The sequence below is a fragment of the Collinsella sp. LCP21S3_C7 genome, assembly GCF_052118485.1.
Lineage (GTDB): Bacteria > Actinomycetota > Coriobacteriia > Coriobacteriales > Coriobacteriaceae > Collinsella.
Genome location: NZ_JBQKHC010000008.1, coordinates 23213 through 43079 on the forward strand (window position 1 = coordinate 23213; position 19867 = coordinate 43079).

General features: G+C 59.3%; 21 protein-coding genes. All 21 read right to left on the reverse strand.

Features of this window, described 5'->3' with window-relative positions:
• Positions 1–4: 4 nt before the first annotated feature.
• The 21 genes from ACTQ1E_RS04635 to lspA all read right to left on the reverse strand — a co-directional run bounded on the left by ACTQ1E_RS04635 (position 5) and on the right by lspA (position 19501).
• Positions 5–271: an exodeoxyribonuclease VII small subunit gene (locus tag ACTQ1E_RS04635; RefSeq protein ID WP_154515533.1), complete on the reverse strand. Its 267-nt coding sequence runs from the start codon at positions 269–271 to the stop codon at positions 5–7.
• A gap of 2 nt (positions 272–273) precedes the next feature.
• Positions 274–858: a transcription antitermination factor NusB gene (nusB, locus tag ACTQ1E_RS04640; protein WP_441565031.1), complete on the reverse strand. Its 585-nt coding sequence runs from the start codon at positions 856–858 to the stop codon at positions 274–276.
• Positions 859–861: 3 nt separating this feature from the next.
• The gene (locus ACTQ1E_RS04645; protein WP_154515527.1) at positions 862–1224 is read right to left on the reverse strand and encodes an Asp23/Gls24 family envelope stress response protein; all 363 of its coding nucleotides are present in this window, start codon (positions 1222–1224) and stop codon (positions 862–864) included.
• Between the two features lie 24 nt (positions 1225–1248).
• Positions 1249–1812: an elongation factor P gene (efp, locus tag ACTQ1E_RS04650; RefSeq protein ID WP_154515524.1), complete on the reverse strand. Its 564-nt coding sequence runs from the start codon at positions 1810–1812 to the stop codon at positions 1249–1251.
• 159 nt (positions 1813–1971) lie between these two features.
• Complete coding sequence (locus ACTQ1E_RS04655) at positions 1972–3102, reverse strand: M24 family metallopeptidase (protein WP_427717316.1); 1131 nt, start codon at positions 3100–3102, stop codon at positions 1972–1974.
• A gap of 132 nt (positions 3103–3234) precedes the next feature.
• Positions 3235–4344, reverse strand: a complete 1110-nt coding sequence (locus ACTQ1E_RS04660) for a hypothetical protein (protein WP_441565033.1) — start codon at positions 4342–4344, stop codon at positions 3235–3237.
• Positions 4341–4874: a shikimate kinase gene (locus tag ACTQ1E_RS04665; protein WP_154515515.1), complete on the reverse strand. Its 534-nt coding sequence runs from the start codon at positions 4872–4874 to the stop codon at positions 4341–4343. Before ACTQ1E_RS04665 ends, ACTQ1E_RS04660 begins: the two co-directional genes overlap by 4 nt.
• An 8-nt stretch (positions 4875–4882) precedes the next feature.
• Complete coding sequence (locus ACTQ1E_RS04670) at positions 4883–5380, reverse strand: YqeG family HAD IIIA-type phosphatase (protein ID WP_117646451.1); 498 nt, start codon at positions 5378–5380, stop codon at positions 4883–4885.
• 2 nt (positions 5381–5382) lie between these two features.
• Positions 5383–6816 carry an endolytic transglycosylase MltG gene (gene mltG / locus ACTQ1E_RS04675; protein WP_441565035.1) on the reverse strand — a complete coding sequence of 478 codons (1434 nt, stop codon included), beginning with the start codon at positions 6814–6816 and terminating at the stop codon, positions 5383–5385.
• Positions 6809–7237, reverse strand: coding sequence for a Holliday junction resolvase RuvX (gene ruvX, locus ACTQ1E_RS04680; RefSeq protein WP_035138185.1), 429 nt, complete (start codon positions 7235–7237; stop codon positions 6809–6811). Before ruvX ends, mltG begins: the two co-directional genes overlap by 8 nt.
• A gap of 17 nt (positions 7238–7254) precedes the next feature.
• Positions 7255–9912, reverse strand: a complete 2658-nt coding sequence (gene alaS, locus ACTQ1E_RS04685; protein WP_441565037.1) for an alanine--tRNA ligase — start codon at positions 9910–9912, stop codon at positions 7255–7257.
• A 148-nt stretch (positions 9913–10060) separates the two neighbouring features.
• Positions 10061–11470 (reverse strand): AI-2E family transporter, encoded by a 1410-nt coding sequence (locus tag ACTQ1E_RS04690; RefSeq protein ID WP_441537463.1) that lies wholly within the window; start codon positions 11468–11470, stop codon positions 10061–10063.
• Positions 11467–12258: an RNA polymerase sigma factor SigF gene (locus tag ACTQ1E_RS04695; RefSeq protein ID WP_441565039.1), complete on the reverse strand. Its 792-nt coding sequence runs from the start codon at positions 12256–12258 to the stop codon at positions 11467–11469. Before ACTQ1E_RS04695 ends, ACTQ1E_RS04690 begins: the two co-directional genes overlap by 4 nt.
• A 1-nt stretch (position 12259) precedes the next feature.
• A complete protein-coding gene (locus ACTQ1E_RS04700) occupies positions 12260–12637 on the reverse strand; it encodes an ATP-binding protein (RefSeq protein WP_441565041.1) in 378 nt (125 codons plus the stop codon).
• Positions 12630–13220, reverse strand: a complete 591-nt coding sequence (locus tag ACTQ1E_RS04705) for a hypothetical protein (RefSeq protein ID WP_441083346.1) — start codon at positions 13218–13220, stop codon at positions 12630–12632. The genes ACTQ1E_RS04700 and ACTQ1E_RS04705 overlap by 8 nt, the downstream gene beginning before the upstream one ends.
• A gap of 100 nt (positions 13221–13320) precedes the next feature.
• Entirely contained in the window at positions 13321–14670 is a 1350-nt protein-coding gene (locus tag ACTQ1E_RS04710) for a replication-associated recombination protein A (RefSeq protein ID WP_441565043.1), read from the reverse strand.
• Between the two features lie 60 nt (positions 14671–14730).
• Positions 14731–15978 (reverse strand): deoxyguanosinetriphosphate triphosphohydrolase family protein, encoded by a 1248-nt coding sequence (locus ACTQ1E_RS04715; protein ID WP_441565045.1) that lies wholly within the window; start codon positions 15976–15978, stop codon positions 14731–14733.
• Positions 15979–16009: 31 nt separating this feature from the next.
• Positions 16010–16432, reverse strand: coding sequence for a prepilin peptidase (locus ACTQ1E_RS04720; RefSeq protein ID WP_441041128.1), 423 nt, complete (start codon positions 16430–16432; stop codon positions 16010–16012).
• Positions 16433–16510: 78 nt separating this feature from the next.
• Positions 16511–17806: a glycosyltransferase family 2 protein gene (locus tag ACTQ1E_RS04725; RefSeq protein WP_154515488.1), complete on the reverse strand. Its 1296-nt coding sequence runs from the start codon at positions 17804–17806 to the stop codon at positions 16511–16513.
• Positions 17807–17888: 82 nt separating this feature from the next.
• Positions 17889–18902, reverse strand: coding sequence for an RluA family pseudouridine synthase (locus ACTQ1E_RS04730; protein WP_441565047.1), 1014 nt, complete (start codon positions 18900–18902; stop codon positions 17889–17891).
• Positions 18902–19501 carry a signal peptidase II gene (gene lspA, locus ACTQ1E_RS04735; protein WP_441565049.1) on the reverse strand — a complete coding sequence of 200 codons (600 nt, stop codon included), beginning with the start codon at positions 19499–19501 and terminating at the stop codon, positions 18902–18904. The genes ACTQ1E_RS04730 and lspA overlap by 1 nt, the downstream gene beginning before the upstream one ends.
• Positions 19502–19867: the final 366 nt, after the last annotated feature.

A 19867-nucleotide genomic window follows, 5' to 3' on the forward strand; every position in this document is an offset into this window, starting at 1 on the left:
GCCATCAACCATTCGTATCCGGAGACGCGGCCTGGCTATCCTGGGATTCGTTTGCCGCATCCTCATCGTATTCCTGCTCGAGCTTATCGGCCTCACGAGGCGTCAACTCAAACTTGTCGACCATATCGACCGCACGGGAGCCAAGTTCGATCGCCTCGTCAAACAAATCGAGCGAACGCTCCAAGGACGTATCCTTGGAGCGAACGGTAGCGATGATCTGGTCCAAGCGGTCCGAGATCTCGTCGAAGTTGCGGACGGAACCCTCTGGCATGGCTACTCCTCGACGGTACCGGTCTCGACCTCGGCGACCTCGGCACCCTCGTCGAGAACGTCGGCCGCAGCCTGAGCGGCGACAACCTTGGCGGCAGCTTCGGCGGCCTGGGCCTCCTCGCGGGCGCGGTCCTCGGCCAACAGCTCCTGATACAGGTCCTCGCCCGGTAGCTCCTCGCTACGCGCGATCTTGCCCAGCACGCCATTGACAAACGACGCGGACTGGTCGGTGCCATAGGCCTTGGCAAGCTCTACAGCCTCGTTGATCACGATGGCGTCCGAGACCTCCTCGTCGGTGAGGAAGCGCATCTCATAGACGGCGATACGCAGCAGATTGCGATCGGCGCCGGGCATGCGCATAAGATCCCAGTTCTTGGCGATGGAGCGCAGGGCGCAGTCGATGCGGTCGATATACTCGTAGGCACCGCGGCACAGCTCCAGAGCGTAGGGGTCGAGGGGACCCTTCGAGATCAGGAAATCGCCCTCGAGGACGCGCTCGAGCGGGCTGTCCGTGGCCTCGGCCTGGAACAGCAGCTGCAGCGCCTGACTGCGGGCAAGCGTACGCCCGCGATAAACCTTAAGGCTCAAAGGTTACTCCTTGGGGAAAACGAGGCCGTCGATGCAAACGTCAACGCGCTCGACCTCGACGCCTACCTGGGCATCGATAGCTGCGACCACGGCGGAGCGAACGGCCTCGGCGAGTTTCTTGAACGGATAGCCAAAGAACACCACGACGCGCACGGTGAGTGCGAGCTTGTCGCCGATGACCTCGGCCTCTACCGGCGGCTCGGAAGCCGGGGCCTTGGACGAAAGCATCATGGAGACAAGGTTGGTGGCAAGGTCCTTGACGCCCACGGAGGCGATGCCCTCGACATCCGTGACGGCGCGCGAGACGATGGCGGTCAGAACATCGGGCGAAATACCGATGCCGTCAATCTTGATTTCCTGGGGCATGAGTCCTCCTAGAAGAGTTGGTTGCTAGACGCGGGAGACGAACTTGCCGTCGCGGGTGTCAACCTTGATGACCTCGCCCTCGTTGAGGTACATCGGGACCTGGATGACAGCACCGGTGTCGATGGTGGCCGGCTTGGTGGAACCCTGAACGGTGTCGCCCTTAAAGCCCGGGTCGGTCTGGACGATGGTGGTCTCGATGAACATCGGCGGGGTCACGCCCATGAGCTCGTCGTCGGCGAAGAGCAGCTGACAGGTGTCGTTCTCGCGCAGCCACTTGGAGTTCTCGCCCACCATGTCCTCGGGAACGGGAACCTGCTCGTAGGACTCGTTGTCCATGAAGATGTAGTCGGCGCCGTCGTTGTAGAGGTACTGGAACTCACGGGTGGTGAGCATGACGCTCTCGAACTTGGTACCGGCGTTGCAGGTGTTCTCGACGACACGACCGCTCTTGATATCGCGGGTCTTGTAGCGCACAAAAGCACCGCCCTTGCCCGGCTTGACGTGCTGGAACTCGACGATGGTGTAGACCTTGTCCTTAATGCGGAGACCGAGGCCGTTCTTGAAGTCGGCGGTAGAAATGGTAGGCATAGCGACCTTTCTTGTTATGGGTAGAACGCACAAGCGTCCAAATTACATACGAGCGAAATTATACACTTGCAGGCGGCGCCTGCGGCGAGCGCATAAAAAGAGAACGCGGGGCGCCCGAATCATTTCGGACGCCCCGCTTCCAAAATCGAACTGAATGTCTTAGCAGTCGATGACGTGCAAGTCGTGCGGGGTCTTGGTGAAGGGCTCATAGCCGTTCTCGGTAACAACACCGTAATCCTCCAAGCGCACGCCGCCCACGCCGGGCAGGTAGACGCCGGGCTCCATGGTGACAACCGAGCCGACCTCGATGATGTTCTTGCTGCGGTTGAAGTTGGGCAGCTCGTGGATGTCGATACCGACACCATGGCCCAGGCCATGGTTGTAGTAATCGCCATAACCGGCATCGCCGATGATCTTCTTGGAAAGCTTGAAGATATCGTTACCCTCGACGCCCGGATGGATAGCGGCGACGCACTCCTCGTGGGTGCGGCGAACGAGCTCGTACAGGTCGAGCTGTTCCTGCGTGGGCTCGCCCATCACGACGGTACGCGTCATATCGGAGCGATAGTCGCAGTAGCCCGCGCCATAATCCATGAGGACGAAATCGCCCTTCTCGATGACACGGTCGCTCGGGACGGCATGCGGGTTGGCGGTGTTGGGACCGCTCGCGACGATGGAGCCAAAGGCCAAGCTGTCGGCACCGTTGGCGAACATAAAGTTCTCGAGCTCGTTGCGAACCTGCTTCTCGGTCATACCGGGCTTAATAAAGCCGAGCATGTGCTGGAAGGCGGCATCGGTGATCGACTGCGCGTGTCGCATGAGCTCGATCTCCTCGGCATCCTTGATGGCGCGCATCTTACGAATGTCGTCATGCATCAGCGGCAGCATGCAGGCGACGGAGCGATCCTCAAGACCACGCTGAATACCCTGGTAAAAGTTAATCTGCATGTCATCCTCGACGGCGCAGACACGACACTTGTTGGCCGCGATCTTGTCGGCAACCCAACCGGGGATGGTGCCCTCGTCCATGTCGTAGACCCAGGGGCTGCCGGCGGGCGTGTTCTCCTCAAAGCTGTTGAGATAGCGCGAGTCGGTATGGAACAGGCACTGATCCGCCGTAATAAATGCGGCGTGCGGAAACTCGAAGGTGTAATCGAAGACGCCCTTCACACCCGTGAGCCAACGGAGGTTGGCCTCATCGCGCACGACGATAGCATCGTAGCCGCGCTCGACCATCAGGGCACGGACACGCTCGATACGACCGGCAGGACCGGCAGCAAACTCAGACATTCAGATTCCTTTCTTATTGTCCTCAAAAAGAGCAGGACGGGCTTCAAACGAATAGCCGAACCACAAGCGATTCGCAACAGATTGAAAACCCGTCCCTCAAAATGATACGAAAGACGATGGATGTCAATAAAGTTAAAAAAGTTCCTTGCGAGAAGCCAGATACGCCTGCGCATGGCGTTCGAGAATCTCGTCCTCGACATTTGTCAGGCGAATGGCGCCGAGCGCCGCGGGCAGCGGCAGCATGCTGCGGTTTGAGCGGGCAAACTGCTGCTTGCGGAACTCCTCGATAAACGCGGTGGGCTCCAAGTCGAAGGCAAGCTCTTCGATGCCAAAGTCCTCCAGGCAATCGTCGAGATCAAACACATTGTCGATATCGAAGTCGCAGGCATCATGTGCTAGGCGCGCCTCAAAGCGCATACCCTCGGAAAGGAGCTGGTATGCGGGAACGTTAGCCGCGGCCTCGCCCAGGCAGGCGCGAAGGGTGCGCTCCCCTGTCTTACCAAAATCGAGTGCATGGCGAGCACTGGGGTTCGTGGCCATGAGCACGTCTTTGCGCGCGGTCTGGGACCACTGCACAGCATTGACGAGCGCGACCTCCTCGCCGGAAAGAATCTCGGGAACAGTCTCGGTAAACTGATTCCAGCGGGACTTGCTGCTCGAAAGCATGGTGCCAACAAGCACCACATAGCCGAGCTTGAGATCCTCGGGTTCCGCCTCGCGAACAAGGTCGAGGTCACACACGACCAAGCCCGATTCGGGACGGAACGCGATAGCGGGAAGCGCATTCGACGACGAGGCGACGAGCGGCTTCATGGTCGTCGCGACCGTGAGCATGGCGTCGAACGTTGTCGGCAGCAAGGCGCACTCGGTGCGACCGCACCACTGATTAGCACACCAGCTAACAACCGAGCAGGTTGCGGCATCGCCAACGGCGACAACCAGATCGTCGCAGGTAATGCCGTTGGCAGATAGGGCGCCAAAGATGGTATCGGCATCGGCCAGCGTGGCACCAGCAGACGAAACCTCGAGTGGGAGCTGCGACACGACAAAACCGGCATCAACCAGCGCATGCTCGACGACCTCGCCAAAACGCTCTGACGTGGCGTCGTTCCAAACCACCAACGCGCGCTTAGGCTTTCCCACAGCCGAGGCAAACATGCGCGACAGCTCCTCGAACGCGCCCAATCCGACGCGGACATCGACACTGCGGTTTTGGAAATTGATCAGTTGACGGCGAATCATAGCAGCCCACGCTCCAAAAGCATCTCGGCACAAAGGTAGGAAACGTCCTCGAAGGACTTGTTGCGAATATCAAGAGTAATATCGGCGGCCTGGCGATATAGCGGACGGCGATGCTCAAACAGGCGCGCGGCATGCTCGGGCGAACGGAAATCGGGACGCGTGTCGGACCGACGAATCTGGCGAATCGAATCCTCAAAGTCGCCTTCGAGATACACACAGATACCCATCTGGTGCATAAGCTCAATATTCACCGGAGTCTCGACGATACCTCCGCCGCAGGAAACCAGCAGGCTGCGCTCGCTTTGGAGCGAACGGAGCGCCGAGGTCTCGAGCTCGCGAAAACGCTCCTCGCCCTCGGTCTCAAAAATCTCGGTCACCGATTTACCGCAACGACGCACGACAAGGCGGTCGGTATCGATAAAGCGACGTTTGAACATAGTGCCCACGTTGCGCGCAAGCGTCGATTTGCCCGCGCCCAAAAAGCCAATAAAGAAGATATGGTCGCAGCCGTGTTTGGTGTGCTGGGACATAGCGAGACCTATTCCTCGCAGGGAAGGTCGCGCAGGGCCCGGCGCTCAAAGATACGGAAGATCTGCGTATACCACAGGTCCTGAGTGGCCTGCGGCTTTACCAGGATGGTATCGACGCCGGCGAAATTGCCGCTCCACACGTCCGTGTAGAGCTGATCACCGATCAGCACCGCCTCGTCGGCCGTGGCGCCGAGGCGCTTAAGACCCGCCTTGAGGGCAAACGGAGCCGGCTTCATGGCGTGGCTAATGGCCTCGAGTCCCAGCTCGCGTGCCGAGCTCATGACCTGGTCGCGATGCCAGTTGTTAGACACCATGCACAGCTTAAAGCCTTTGGCGCGGGCGGCGTCGAGCCAAGCGGAAACCGCGGCGGGAACCTGCTCGGTGTCGCGCGGCACCAGGGTGTTATCGCGATCGAGCAGAATGGCGCGTTTGCCGTCGGCCCACAGGGTATCAAGGTCGATGCGGTCGACGGATGCAACATATCGTTTGGGGCTGAAAATCCTCATGTTTAATTCCAAGACTGTTGGTGCTCTTCGTAGGTTTGCGAGAAGTACTCCTCGTCCTGCGTAATGTAGAAATACAGGTCATCGGAGTCGGTCGGCTCAAGCGTGGCCTTGAGTGCCTCGAGCGACGGGGAGCAGATGGGCGTGGGTGGCAGACCCTCGTGCTTATAGGTGTTGTACGGACTATCGCTCTGCAGGTCGTCGGCGGAAACCTCGCCACCGGTGACATACATCATGGTCGCATCGCTGTTGAGATAACGCAGACCGTCGAGCTTGCCGGCAAGGCGGTTGTAGAAGACCGAGGCGACATGTGCGCGCTGCTCGGCGTTGAGACCCTCGCGCTCAACGATGGAAGCGAGATTGATGATGTCGTAATCGGACATCTCCACGCCGTAACGCTCTTTGATCTTGGCCTCGCAACCGGCAAAATCGAGAGACTTGTACTCGGTGTTGAACTGATCGAGCATGGCACGGATAACGTCATCGGCGCTCGGGTCCTTGCCCAGCGAATAGGTCTTGGGGAACAGAAAGCCCTCGAGCGAATCGTTGGCAGCGCCCTTAAGGAAGCTATAGTCGTCCACGTAGTTGGAAGCCTTGGCCTGGTTGAGGAAGTCTTCCTTAGAGATGCTGTCGTAGGCCTGGGCCACACGGTCGGCGACTTGATCGACCGTTAGACCCTCGGGAATAGTAAGCGCATTGGAGCCCGCATTGGGGCCTTCCATGAGCTGCTGAACAACCTTGGTCGCATCCATGAATGTGGTGAACGTATAGGTACCAGGCTTGAGCGACATATCGGCATTGAGCTTTTTGACCGCAGCGTAGTAATCCTTGGGATTTTCGACGATATGGTTCTCGGAGAGGATCGAGGCGATGGTGTCGCCCGAAGCACCGTCGGGAATGGTCACCGTAACCTGCTGACCAGCCGTAACCTTCGTATCCTCACCGGCAAAGAAGCCCTTGACGGCCGGCACGACAAAGAAAGCGATCGCAGCAAGCGCGAGCACCGCCACCACAACGCCGATGATCATGGGAACCGGAGAACTCTTCTTTTGAGCACCGCGTCGAGCACGCGTGTCGTAGCTCGAGCGGGTCGCCGGAGCAACGCCATGCAAACCGCGAGCATGATGCGAATGCGATTGGGTAGCCTGCGTTCGCCGGGCAGGTGCCTGCTGCTTAAAGCGGGTACCGCCTGCAGGCTGGGCCGTACGAGCAGTGGGCTGCTGAGCCGCGCGAGAAGCCGGATGCTGAACCGAACGAGCAGAAGGCTGCTGACCCGTCCGTTGAGCAGGTTGGGCTGAACGAGCGAAGGACTGCACCGGGCGCGCGCCAGGCTGAGCTGCGCGCTGCGTCGGCTGTGCCGGACGCTGGCCAGGCTGGGCAGGGCGCGACTCGGGCTGACGTGTACGATTCGGCTGGCGCGGATCGGAAGCGCTAGGCATGCGAAACCTCCTCGTTTTTACGATCGAGCCATGTCTGCAAAAACAGGCTGGCGGCAATCATGTCAATCTTGCCCCTCATCTGCTTTTCGTTGAGGCCCTGCTCGCGCAGGATACGCTTTGCCTCTTGTGAGGACAGACGCTCGTCCTCAAACTCGAGCGGAAGATCGAGCTCGTCGGCGATCTTTTGTGCCACGGCGGCAACGCGCTCGGCTTGAGGGCCAGGCTCACCGGCCATGGTCAAGGGACGTCCGCTTACCAGGATGTCGGGCTCATAGTCCTCAACCAGGTAACGGAACGTCTTGGCCATACCGGTGACCTCGGCGGCCGGGAGTACCTTGACGGGCATTGCCATCTTGCCATCACGGCTCGAGACGGCAATGCCAATCCTGGTCTCCCCTATGTCCAGCGCGAGCGCGACCACAGCGACTACTTCGGTTCTTAGGCGCCGAGCGCGGTCTTGGCGGCCGCGAGGGCATCGGCGATACCGGCGGCGTTCTTGCCACCGGCCTGGGCCATGTTGGGACGGCCGCCACCGCGACCGTCGACCAGACCCGCGATCTGCTTGATCACGTTGCCGGCGTGGAAACCGGCCTTGACGGCGTCATCGGAGCCGGCGGCGAGCAGCGCCGGGGTGCCCTTCTCGGTCACGCTGGCGACGACGCAGGCAACAGGGCCGGCGACCTTCTGGTGCACGGTATCCCAGACGTTGCGCAAATCGGCGGCCTCAAGGCCCTGGAGCTCAGCGACGACGAGCTTGTAGCCATCGAGCTCGACGGCACCCTCGATAGCATTGGAGATAGCGTCGGAGGAGCCACCGGTCAGGGCCTTCTTGAGCTTATTGGACGTCTCGCGCAGCTCGGCCTGCAGGCTCTCAACGCGGGCGGGAACCTCGTCAACGCGGCACTTAAGCGCAGCGGCAGCGGCGTCAACGAGTGCCAGGCGGTCGGCCATGTAATCGAGAGCGCCCTTAGAGGTCACGGCCTCGATACGGCGGACGTTGGAGCCCGTGGAGGACTCGGAAATGATCTTGAACAGACCGATCTCGGCGGTGTTGGCGGCATGGGTGCCACCGCAAAGCTCACGGGAGAACGGCTGGTCCTCGGCGCCCACGGAGACAACGCGGACGACGTCGCCGTACTTCTCGCCAAAGAGGGCGACAGCGCCGGCGGCCTTGGCCTCATCGATGCCCATAACGCGGGTCACGACCGGCTTGGAAGCGAAGATCTGCTGGTTGACCAGGTCCTCGACAGCCTTGAGCTGCTCGGAGGACAGGGCCTCAAAGTGCGTGAAGTCAAAGCGCAGGTGCTCGGGCGTCACCAGCGAGCCGGCCTGGGAGACATGCTCGCCCAGGACCTGCTTAAGGGCGGCGTCGAGCAGGTGCGTGGCGGTGTGGTTGCGGCGCAGGAAGCCACGACGCTCGGCGTCGAGCGCGGCGGTCACGGTGGCACCGACGGTCAGCGTGCCCTCGGCAACGTGGGCGACGTGGGCATACAGGCCGTTGTGGTTCTTGGTATCGGAAACCGTCAGCGCAGCACCCTCGGCAGAAAGCTCACCGGCGTCGCCCTGCTGGCCGCCCATCTCGGCATAGAACGGGGTGCGGTCGAGCACAACCTCGACATCTTCGCCCGCAGCGGCGGACTCTACGGACTCGCCGTTGCGCACGATGGCGACAACCTTGGCGCCCTCGATGACGTCGTTGTCATAGCCGTCGAACTCGGTCGCGGCAACTTTGTCGGAAAGCTCGACCCACACGTCGTTGAAGCTGCCCCAGGCGTCGCCCTTGGCATTGGCGCGGGCGCGGGCCTTCTGGTCCTCCATGCAGGCGGTAAAGCCGTCCATGTCGACGTCGTGGCCAGCGGTGCCGGCGATCTCGACGGTCAGGTCGATGGGGAAACCAAAGGTGTCGTGCAGCTTAAAGGCAACATCGCCCGGAAGCACGGCGCCCTCGGCGAGCGCGGCCAGGGCCTCGTCCAGGTAAACGCGGCCGTTGTCGAGCGTCGTGGAGAAGCGCTCCTCCTCGGAGGCGACGATACCCTTGACGAGCGCGACGTTCTTGAGTAGCTCGGGATAGGCCTCGCCCATCTGAGCGTTGACCTCGTCGATGAACTTGGTCAGGAAGGCGCCCTCGATGCCCAGCAGGCGACCGTGGAACACGGCGCGGCGGAGCAGGCGGCGAAGGACGTACTCGCGGCCCTCGTTACCGGGGAGGATGCCGTCCGAGATCATGAAGTCGACGGCACGGGAGTGATCGGCGATGATACGCAGCGAGCGGCTGGCACCGGAGTAATCGTCGGCGTCATAGGTCTTGCCGCTGATCTCCTCGCCCAGCTTGATAAGATGCTGCATCAGATCGCCGTCGTAGTTGGCGGTCTTGTGCTGCATGATAGCGGCCATGCGCTCCAGACCCATGCCCGTATCGAGGTTGCGGTGCGGCAGCTCCGGCATGGAGCCGTCCTCCTGGCGGTCGTACTGGGTAAAGACGAGGTTCCAGAACTCCAGGAAGCGGTCGCAGTCGCAGCCGGGCTTGCAGTCGGGGCTGCCGCAGCCGACCTCCTCGCCCATGTCAAAGTAGATCTCGGAGCACGGACCGCAGGGGCCGGTGGGGCCGGCGGCCCAGAAGTTGTCGTCCTCGCCCAGACGCGAGATGTGGTCCTCGGCAACGCCCAGAGAGCGCCACACGTCATGGGTCTCGTCGTCCTCGGTAAAGACGGTGAAGTACAGGCGGTCGAGCGGCAGCTTGAACTCCTTGGTGATGAGCTCAAAGGCCCAAGCGCAGGCCTGCTGCTTGGAGACGCCGCCAAAGGAGAAGTCGCCGAGCATCTCAAAGAAGGACAGGTGACGGCCATCCTCGCCGATGCAGTCGATGTCGTTGGTGCGGACGCACTTCTGGCAGGAGATAGCGCCGATCTCCTTCATGGTCTTCTTGCCCTGGTAATACTCCTTAAACTGGTTCATGCCGGCGTTGGCAAGCAGCAGCGAAGGATCGTCGGGGACGAGGGACGAAGAAGGATAGAGCTTAAGACCGCGCTCCTCAAAGAAGTTGAGGAACTTAGAGCGAATCTCAGCCGTAGTCATTGACGGGTAGTCAGCACTCATAGAGGGAATCTCCTCGGTTTCACATCGAAACAGTTCAAACGTAACGATATTACCATCCCACCGCGCAAGTGCAAAAAAGAGGGCCGCCAAACAGCGACCCTCCAGCGAATTTGCACGTTATTGCCTATGAACTTGAACTTGAAATGACTTACTGCTCATCATCGTCCATGGAACCGTCGATGCCGGTATTGGTGTCGTCATCCGAGTTGGAATCGTCGTCCTTGGCGAAGGGATTCTTGAAAAAGCCCGTAGCATCGGGCTGAAGGCCCGAGAGCTTGATCCAGGGGTTATCGAGCTCGGGTTTGGGCATTGCCTGCGCCTCGGGCGCAGTCTCGTTACCGATGAGCTCGGACTCATAGATGAACGTATCGTCTCCAAGCGCGTCATAAGCGGCAACCGGGTTGCCCTCGGTATCGCGATAGGGCGTGCCCTTAAACACGGCGCCGTCGTATGCCACGAGCTGGCGGCCGGTCTCGTTCTCAAAGTAGTAAACGAAAATGCCCTTGAGGGCCGCGCACAGCGGAATGGCGATAACCATGCCGATGGCGCCCATAAGCGCCGAACCGATAACGAGTGCCGTCAGGCTCATGATGGGATGCACCTGCACCGAGCTTTGCATGACTTTAGGCGAAATGACGTTGTCAGTGACATTTTGCGCCACCATGGTCACGACCAAAGTCCACAAAGCCAGCATCGGGCTGAACATAAAGCCGAGCACCGTGGCGATCGCCGCGCTCACCCAGGGACCGACAACCGGGACCAAGTGCATAATGCCCGTAAAGATGGCCATGAGCGCCGCGTAGGGATGGCCAATGAGCGTAAAGCCGATAAAGGCGAGGATGCCACCGCAGATGGACGTCACGACCATGCCACGCATATAACCGCCGACCGAGCGCGAAAGAATCGCGACCATAAAGCGGTACGAGGTCTCTTTTTCCTGACCAATGATGGTGCAGACCTCGTGGTGCATACGGGGATAGTCGCAGGCCAGCCAATAGGCAAGCACCAGACCCAGGAAGATGACGAACAGCTGCGAGGCCGTATTGGTAATGAACGGGAATACACCACGACCAAGCTCAGCGGCAATCTGAGATACATACTTGGACGCCACGGTAACCAGCGAAGAAAGATTATCGTCCAGATACTCTTTGAGCGGCGTGTTGTTGAGCGTCTTGGCATGCGAGACCATCTCGTTGAGATCACCGCCCGCAACACGAAGCTGCTCAGGCAGGCGACTCAGGACTTCCATGATCTGGCCAAAGAGAATCGGCGACAAGATGCAAACGACACCGACGAGCACAGCAACGACCACAATAAGCGCGATAAGCGAACCAATGCCACGGTTGACGCCGTGATGCTCGAGCCAGTTAGTAATCGGCGACATCACAAAAGCGATGATGGAACCGACAGCTAGAAACTCGATAACCGGCGCCAAGATACCCATAAGGTTAAAGATGACGGCGGCGATGACAATGCAGCCGACGACGGCCCAAATGCGAAGCGTCAGAATACGGGTATCGCGCAGCGCGCGATCGGTTTGTTGGGGGTGTTCACTCATGAACGAACCATCACTCCGTCGGGGTCGATCTTGTCCTGAACCTTCTTAAGGGTACGGCGCAGCAGGCGCGAGACCTGCACCTGCGAGATGCCCAGCTTCTTGGCGATCTCGATCTGGGTCATGCCCTTTACGAAACGCAGCTCGATAACCTCGCGCTCGCGCGGCGAGAAATCGCGGATGGCCTCCTCAATCACCAGGCGGTCATCGGTGAAGTCGAGCTCGTTGTCGTCGTCGGCGTAGCGGTCGAGAATTGAAGGCGCGTCGTCAGAATCGGACGCACCGGGGGCCTCGATGGACACCGAGGTATAGGCCGAGGACGATTCCATGGCCTCCAGCACCTCGTCAACGGTCACGTCTAGGTACTCAGCGATTTCCTCCACCTTAGGCGAGCGCTGCAGCTCGTTAGTGAGCTTGTCGGTGGCCTGGTTAACCTTGGCAGAGAGCTCCTGTAGGCGACGCGGAACGCGCACACTCCAACCCTTGTCGCGGAAGTGACGCTTGATCTCACCCAGGATGGTGGGCGTGGCAAACGTGGTGAACTCAAGTCCGCGCTCGGGATCAAAGCGGTCGATAGCCTTGAGCAAACCCAGATAGCCGACCTGCATGAGGTCGTCGAGCGGCTCGCCGCGATTCTTAAATTTGTTGGCAAGAAACCTTACCAGGTTCATATGGGACATGACGAGCTGCTCGCGGGCGTCCGGATCACCGGTCTCTTTGTAGCGACGAAACAGCTCGCGGGTTTTCTCCTTGTCCCAAGCGGTCTTACCGCTCCGGGAACGTTCGGTCATATTAGATATCCGCCTTGAGATCGAGGGAAAGCGTCAGAGGCGCCGCAGTCTTTTCGTAGGAATCGCACACGCTTGCCAGAATGAGCTCGGCATATACGGCGGCCTGGCCATCCTCATCGACAGTCGCCTGGTCGCCAAAGGTGAAGGTCATGCCCACGTGAGACTCGTCGACATCGAATTTGATCGAGATCACGTCAGAATCAACGGCCGTGCAGCCAAAGATGAAGGCCTCCTCGGCAGCCATACGAATGTCCTCGATGCGATCGACGGACATGGAACACAGCGCGCCGACATTAGCCGCCGTCATGCGCACCAAGCGTGCCAGACGCGGATCCCCGGCAACAGTCAGCGTGATAGAGCAAGTTGCTTCACTACTCATCGCAGGACTCCTCGGAGGTCTCGGCGGGCGTGTAGGTGTAATACCGGGCTGCTTTAGCAGCAGGCTTCTGCGCATCATCGTCACCAGCAGCGGCATCGTCCCCGGCTTCGCCAATCAGGACACGCTCGGTCGGTTGCTCGGCTTCGGCGGCAGCGGAAAGATTGCGCTCGGCCTCGACCGCGGGAGCCTTCACCTTGTTAAAGAGTTTCTGAACGGCACCGGCCGCAGAGTCGGTCACACTCGACACGGCATTGCTGGCCTCGGCCATGCTGCCCGTAACCTCGGAAATGTCGCGAACCACGGCTTCGACCTCTACGAGATTGGAGGTAAGGGCGTCGACGGCGGTCTTGCTCGACTTGAGGAGCGGCTCAACCTGCGCCAGCGCGGGGGTGAGCTCATCGACGGCGCCATCGAGCTTTGCTACCACGGGCTGAGCCTCGGCGATGGTGTTGTTAAGGTCGCTCACCGTCTTGTCGAGCGAATCAACGACAGTGCGGGTCTTTCGCAGCGTGAGCGCGAGCTCGATGACAGCCCACACGCCGGCAACGGCGAGCAGCAGCAGGGCGATTTGGATGGGACTCATACAAGCCTCCCGAAGGAATCGAAATACAGACGCTGTTCATGGTACCCCAAAGGTGACCGAACATGCCAAGAGCAGCAACGTGAGACAAAATTACCAGCAGCTACTTCGGTGCATTCCCGCTACGGTCGCGCTCGCTTTGCTCTACACGCCACTCTTCCCAGCCGCGGCCGGCAGGCTGCCAAAACGCACCGCGCTCCAGCCCCTCGGGCAAATAGCGTTGATCGACCCAGCCTTCGGGATAATCATGCGGATACTTATACACACCGTATTCGTCGCTGCCCGGGCGATGACGATCGCGTAGATAGCTCGGCACCTCGCGCAGCCCACTTGAATGAATATCGGCCAACGCCGCATCAATCGAGGCCTCACACGCGTTGGATTTTGGCGCCAAGCACACATAGAGTGCAGCCTGAGCCAGATTAATGCGGCACTCGGGATAACCGATGACCTCGGCAGACTTAAACGCGGCAAGCGCCACCAATAGCGCCTGCGGGTCGGCGTTGCCAACATCCTCAGAAGCCTGAATCATAATACGGCGAGCGATAAACTTAGGGTCCTCCCCCGCATCGATCATGCGCGCGAGCCAATAGATCGTGGCATCGGGGTCGCTGCCGCGCATAGACTTAATAAACGCGCTGATGATGTCGTAGTGCATGTCGCCGTTTTTGTCATACGAAAAACCGCGGCGCGGATTGGCAATCTTTACGTCATCCACGGTAATGGGATAACGCTCCCCCGCCGCCGGCGCTGGCGTTCCCTCGGTATCGGGACGCGTGACGGCAATCTCGCTCGCAAGCTCGAGCGTCGTGAGTGCCGAGCGAGCGTCACCCGCAGCCAGCGTGCAGATGGTCTTAACCGTATCCTCATCGGCCGAGAACTTGCCGTTCAAACCCTGCGGCGCCTCGAGCGCACGCTCGATAAGCGTGGCGATATCCTCGTCCTTTAAATGTTCAAGTTCCACCACGCGACCGCGCGAGAGCAACGCCGAGTTGACCTCGAAGTACGGATTCTCCGTCGTGGCGCCAATCATAATGACGGTACGGTTCTCAACCGCATGCAGCAGGGCATCCTGCTGCGACTTGGAGAAGCGGTGAATCTCGTCGATGAAAAGAATGGTGCGACGGTCGTACGTATTCAGGCGCGTCTTGGCCTCGTCAATCACGCGGCGCAGGTCCTTCACAGTGCCCGTCACGGCGCTGACCTCAACAAACTCGCTCTTGGTATGGTTGGCGATAATGTGGGCCAGCGTCGTCTTGCCCGTACCGGCCGGCCCATACAGAATCACACTCGACAGCACGTCATGCTCAATCGCGGCACGCAACCACGAGCCCTTACCGACGGCCTTTTGCTGGCCCACGTACTCGTCGAGCGAATTGGGCCGCATGCGCACCGCAAGCGGCGCATTCTGAAATGAACGCTCACGCGTCGAAGCAGAAAAAAGGTCGTCCATAGCCATCCCGTGCATCAATCAAAAACGTTTTCCATGAACAGTATACCGAATATATACGAACTACCGTTCGTTAATATAGGTACGGTGCGGAAACATCAATCCCGGGAACAGCTTGCTCGTGAGCTCGCAGAAATAACCGTCCGTCATGCTCGCAATGTAATCCACGACCGTCTGGTCCTTATCGTCCTGCCATGCATAGGTGCGATCGTAGTAGGAAAGCTGCTGCTCAATGCGAGAAATGTGGTGCTTAAAGATATACGAGGACTCGTCGCCTTCGTTTATATCCCGCAGGCAACGGTCATAGAGCTTTTCGAAGGCCTCGCGCAGCTCCGCTTCGGAGTCGCCTTCTATGCCGCCCTTGCTATAGATCTTCTCGTAGTTCTCGCGCTTGGCCCGGCGGATCTCCTCAAACAGGTCCTCGCTCATCTCGATGCGCGGCTTGCCATAGCTGTGCTCGACGATATCGATAGAGGCATGCGTAAGGATCCAGCTGTTGTATGCACCGCCCAGGTCATCGTCAAAGGCGTCGGGTGACAGCAGGCCCGCCGCAATGGCGTCTTGGCGATCGCGCCCAACGTAGGCAAGGATATCCGAGATGCGAACCACGCAGCCCTCGAGCGTCATGGGGCGCAGGTGCTCAATTGCGCTATAACCCGTGGCAATGCATACCTCGACGGTTCGGTCGAACTGGTTAAAGGAACCCATGTCCGAAAGCTCAAAAACACGCTGTTCGTACTCGCCGTTGTGGCACAGTACGCCATCGAGCGTCTGGAGCGACACGTTGCGGCCGTACAGTGCGTCGAGCACGCGAACGGATTGTACGTTATGGAAAAAATAGCGACCCGTGCGCTCGTGATAGATATCGTTGAGGAAACGCTCACCGGCATGGCCAAAGGGCGTGTGGCCCAAGTCGTGGCCTAAGCCAATCGCCTCGATCAGATCGCAGTTGAGCCCCAGAGCACGCCCGATATCGCGAGCGATGCGCGAGACAAGCTGCACGTGCAGGCCGCGGCGCGACAGATCGTCGTTGCTGCGAAAACTGAAGACCTGCGTTTTGCCTGCATAACGTGTGTATGCTGGCAGATGCAGAATCTTTTCGATATCGCGCATAAAGGCCGGACGCATAAGCGTGCCCTCGTCTGCGGCCCGATCGACACGGCGGATGGCCTGGTCGTCACCGCATCGATAGGGATTAACGACACCCGAGGCGCGGTCGGCGGCAATGCGCTCGACCAGCTCGGGCGACAACGCCGCGGGAATGCGATCCAGGCGCGCCTTGATGGCGGCTGTCTGTTGATTGATTGCCATGGCATGCTCCTTAAAAAGGGCGCGCAAACGGTTACAGCGTACTACCCACGAACTCGATTATGGCAAATATTGGCACCAAAAACGGCAGCAAAGGCAGCGAGCGCGATTTTACGATGAGACAGGCGGCGGCAAGGGTCAGGAGCGCAACTGCAAACGCGACGACGCCGCCCAGGGGATCGAAGGTGCAAAGGGCAAAGAGCGCCTTGGCATCCCCCATGCCAATGCCGGGGGCATGGCGAAGGCGACGCCAGAGTGACTCAGTAAGCACAAGGGCAAGGTAGACGATGACCGCAAGACCGGCGTGGTCAAGCGCCATGTTAACGCCCTTGTCGAGCCAGACACCTGCAAACGCCGCCACCGCACACGCGCCGGCAAGCTCATTGGGAAACCGCCGTTCGCGGGCGTCAATCGCCGCGCCGGCAAAGATGCAAATCCAAAACGGGATATAGAACATCGAAACCCCTCAACTGAGCGCTCAAACCTAAAAACCACCGCAAAGGTTCTATCCCCTTTGTGGTGGTTTTGATGGTGGTTATTTGGCGCCCTGCATGACCTCGTCGAGGGTAACGCTTACGGCGTGCTGCGTCGGCACCCAGTCGACCTTCAAGAACAGCGCTGCCACCGTAATGGGGATATAGCTGAACATAAAGATCGGGAAGGTAAACAGATTGGTTACCAGACGCCACTTTTGCGCGCAGTGAATATGCTTGTATTCAAAGATAGTCGTGAGCAGCGCCAGGATAAAGAAAGTCTGATACATCATAGCGAAGGTCATAATGAGCGAAGCGGCACACGCCTGCATCTCGACTTCGGTAGCCAAGAAACCGTGCGAAAGGCCGCCCACGATGAGGAACGTCGCATTAGCGAGCATCGAGATCAGAGAGAGCAGCATGCCCGGTGCGATCGTCATAAACATGTCGTAGGCGGCAAAGCGATGATAGCGGAAGGTCGATTTGACCAGGTGCTTACCGTACGTAAAGAACACCTGGTAGAAGCCCTTGGTCCAACGCATACGCTGTTTCCAGGATGCCTTAAACGTCACGGGCTGTTCGTCAAAGAACTCCGCCGGCGCATAGCCAATGCGAATGCCGTGAATGGCACAGAACGTGGTGAACTGAATATCCTCGGTCAGCGTGTGGAACTGCCAGCCGTGCATACCCTCGATAACGCTGGCGGAGATGAGGTAGCCCGAACCCGAAACGGCGCAAGACGTCTTACAGATGTTGCGCGCGTTGTTGAGAAAGCGCGCCTCGCGCAGGTACCACGTGGCATTAGCTGCCGAGATCCACGAGCTGCCAAAGTTCTTGGAATTGCGATAGCTCGTAACAACATGGAAGCCCTGGTCAAAAGCATCGTTCATCTTGGACACGTAATCGCGGGCGATAACGTTATCGGCATCGAAGATAAAGTAGCCTTCAAACGTATCGGGATACTCGTTAAGGATGCGGTCGAAGCCATAGTCCATGACCCAGCTCTTGCCTTTACGGGCCAAGTCATTGCGCTCATAGACGACGGCGCCCGCCTCGCGCGCGAGCTGCGCCGTGTTGTCGGTGCAGGCATCGGCGACCACGAAGACCTCGATAAGCTCGGACGGATAATCTTGGTCCTTAATGGAGCGCACGAGGTTGGCGATCACGGCCTCCTCGTTATGCGCCGCGATAAAGAAGGCATAACGATGGAGCTTCTTGGCCTTGGGAGGCGCGACCTCACCACGAAGAGCGCCGATGACAAAGAAGACCACCTGGTACAGAAAACAGACCGTAAGCAGCGTGACGACAATCTGGTTGAAGATCACGATGGGTGTGTTGGTTTGTAAAAAGGCGAGCATGCAGGCTCCCAGGAACGCGTGACGTAAACAACCGTATATCTTACCGCAGGCTTACGGAGTTCAAGAAACCACCTAATACTGGCTAGGCCTCGAGCAGACCGAGCTGAGGGACGATTTCGTTGCCAGCGGCAGTGCGACCGAGCGAACGCGGGGCCAGATCATCCAGAACCGCCGCAAGATCCCATGGCAGCTCGTCACGGCACTCGATGTGCTCCCCCGTCACGGGATGATCGAACGCCACACGCCAGGAATGCAGGAACTGCCTGGTCAGACCCTGATCGGCACGAGCATCGCACTTACCATAGAGTGGATCGCCCACGCAGGCGTGGTTGATATGGCGCATGTGCACGCGAATCTGATGCGTGCGGCCGGTAAACAGGTGACACTCGACAAGCGTGTAGCCGTCGTCGAAGCGCGTGGAATCAAAGCGCTCAAGGACCTTAAAGGTCGTGATGGCCTGGCGCGCAAAGGGGTCATCGGAAACCGCCATCTTCACGCGGTCGCGCGTGGAGCGAGCGATACCAGTATTGATAGTGCCCTCGTCCATGGCAATGTGCCCATGAACGAGCGTAATGTAGCGACGGTCGAGGGTACGCGTGCGAATGAGATTTTGGAGCGCGCGCTGGGTGTCGTCGTCTTTAGCCGCGAGCATAAGACCCGAGGTATCGCGATCCAGACGATGCACGATGCCGGGGCGGTCCTCGCCCTGCACGGTACCCAGATGGTCGATGCCGCAGTGATAGACCAAGGCATTCGCAAGGGTGCCGCTCTCATGACCATGCGCAGGATGGCACACCAGGCCGCGCTGCTTGGAGAGCACCATGAGATAGTCGTCCTCATAGCGAATGTCGAGTGGGATGGCCTCGGGGATCACGTCGGTCGGGTCATGCGGCTCGGGCAGGTCGACCGAGATGCGGTCACCGGAGCGTACGGCATACTTTTTAGATAGGCAGGTCCCGCCGTTGACGGCAACGGCACCTCCCTCGATCAGATGCGCGCAGGAAGAGCGCGTGGGACAGCCATCGTTGGCGCCCAGATAGGCGTCGAGACGTTGACCGGCGCAATCGTCGGCAACGAGAATATGGATGTCGGCCATTAGCGCTCATTCCTTTCGCGAATCTTGCGGGCACGCTCCCCACGCTGCTTAGCCTTACGTTTGGCGCGGGCCTCGTCACGGGCGTTGAGCTCGGCGGTCGCATCGACCTCGCGAGCGGCGGGACTCAAGAACATGTATCCGATGAGCGCCAGAACGACACCGGCGGTAATGCCGATATCGGCCACGTTAAAGACGGGGAAATCAATGAAGGTAGTGGCAATAAAATCAGTCACAAAGCCCATGGCCAGGCGATCGATCGCGTTGCCGATGGCGCCGCCCGCAACCATGGCCATACCCACGACCTCTAGGCGAGCGAGCTGAGGAGCACGGAGCAAGTACACGGCAATGGCGACAATGGCCGCAAGCGCCAGCACGGCAAACGCTATGCCATGGCCCTCGCCCATGCTAAAGGCAGCTCCGATATTGCGGACAAACACAAAATCGATCACGCCGGGGATAACAGTCATATGCAGGGTGTCGCCCACGGCACGAACCGCAAGCTTGGTCAGCTGGTCAACAAGCAACACAAAGAGCGCCACCCCACCAGCAACACCCAACCGCCAACGCAAAGGCGGCGTCATATCCCCAGTACGACCCAAATCAATCCCCTACCCTCAAAACAATCGAATTCCATTTAACGCAATTAACCATCTTATATTGCCATACGCAGAACGCACGACATATCCACCAATGCGACAAAGGGGCTGTCCCCTTGTCCCTTCACCGGGTAGTCTTTTTGGGACGGGGCTTTTTTAGCTACCCAGTCCAGCGCTTTCGAAGATTAAGTCCTTATTTGAGGTAGGGCAGCTAAAAAAGCCCCGTCCCAAAAAGACTACCGACAGCGAGAACCCGCCAGAGCGAGCATGGTGCCTTGAAGCAAGGCGGCATAGACCTTCTGGTCATGCCGCCGAAGCTGAAAGGCAGATTGCCGCTCTGGCGGGTTTGCAGCGTCAACCTGTTACGCG

What these genes read in the sequence shown, in the direction of transcription:
- ACTQ1E_RS04635 (WP_154515533.1), bottom strand. Translation starts at nt 271, where the DNA reads ATGCCAGAGGGTTCCGTCCGCAACTTCGACGAGATCTCGGACCGCTTG.
- ACTQ1E_RS04645 (WP_154515527.1), bottom strand. Translation starts at nt 1,224, where the DNA reads ATGCCCCAGGAAATCAAGATTGACGGCATCGGTATTTCGCCCGATGTT.
- efp (WP_154515524.1), bottom strand. Translation starts at nt 1,812, where the DNA reads ATGCCTACCATTTCTACCGCCGACTTCAAGAACGGCCTCGGTCTCCGC.
- ACTQ1E_RS04655 (WP_427717316.1), bottom strand. Translation starts at nt 3,102, where the DNA reads ATGTCTGAGTTTGCTGCCGGTCCTGCCGGTCGTATCGAGCGTGTCCGT.
- ACTQ1E_RS04660 (WP_441565033.1), bottom strand. Translation starts at nt 4,344, where the DNA reads ATGATTCGCCGTCAACTGATCAATTTCCAAAACCGCAGTGTCGATGTC.
- ACTQ1E_RS04665 (WP_154515515.1), bottom strand. Translation starts at nt 4,874, where the DNA reads ATGTCCCAGCACACCAAACACGGCTGCGACCATATCTTCTTTATTGGC.
- ACTQ1E_RS04670 (WP_117646451.1), bottom strand. Translation starts at nt 5,380, where the DNA reads ATGAGGATTTTCAGCCCCAAACGATATGTTGCATCCGTCGACCGCATC.
- mltG (WP_441565035.1), bottom strand. Translation starts at nt 6,816, where the DNA reads ATGCCTAGCGCTTCCGATCCGCGCCAGCCGAATCGTACACGTCAGCCC.
- alaS (WP_441565037.1), bottom strand. Translation starts at nt 9,912, where the DNA reads ATGAGTGCTGACTACCCGTCAATGACTACGGCTGAGATTCGCTCTAAG.
- ACTQ1E_RS04690 (WP_441537463.1), bottom strand. Translation starts at nt 11,470, where the DNA reads ATGAGTGAACACCCCCAACAAACCGATCGCGCGCTGCGCGATACCCGT.
- ACTQ1E_RS04695 (WP_441565039.1), bottom strand. Translation starts at nt 12,258, where the DNA reads ATGACCGAACGTTCCCGGAGCGGTAAGACCGCTTGGGACAAGGAGAAA.
- ACTQ1E_RS04700 (WP_441565041.1), bottom strand. Translation starts at nt 12,637, where the DNA reads ATGAGTAGTGAAGCAACTTGCTCTATCACGCTGACTGTTGCCGGGGAT.
- ACTQ1E_RS04705 (WP_441083346.1), bottom strand. Translation starts at nt 13,220, where the DNA reads ATGAGTCCCATCCAAATCGCCCTGCTGCTGCTCGCCGTTGCCGGCGTG.
- ACTQ1E_RS04710 (WP_441565043.1), bottom strand. Translation starts at nt 14,670, where the DNA reads ATGGACGACCTTTTTTCTGCTTCGACGCGTGAGCGTTCATTTCAGAAT.
- ACTQ1E_RS04715 (WP_441565045.1), bottom strand. Translation starts at nt 15,978, where the DNA reads ATGGCAATCAATCAACAGACAGCCGCCATCAAGGCGCGCCTGGATCGC.
- ACTQ1E_RS04720 (WP_441041128.1), bottom strand. Translation starts at nt 16,432, where the DNA reads ATGTTCTATATCCCGTTTTGGATTTGCATCTTTGCCGGCGCGGCGATT.
- ACTQ1E_RS04725 (WP_154515488.1), bottom strand. Translation starts at nt 17,806, where the DNA reads ATGCTCGCCTTTTTACAAACCAACACACCCATCGTGATCTTCAACCAG.
- ACTQ1E_RS04730 (WP_441565047.1), bottom strand. Translation starts at nt 18,902, where the DNA reads ATGGCCGACATCCATATTCTCGTTGCCGACGATTGCGCCGGTCAACGT.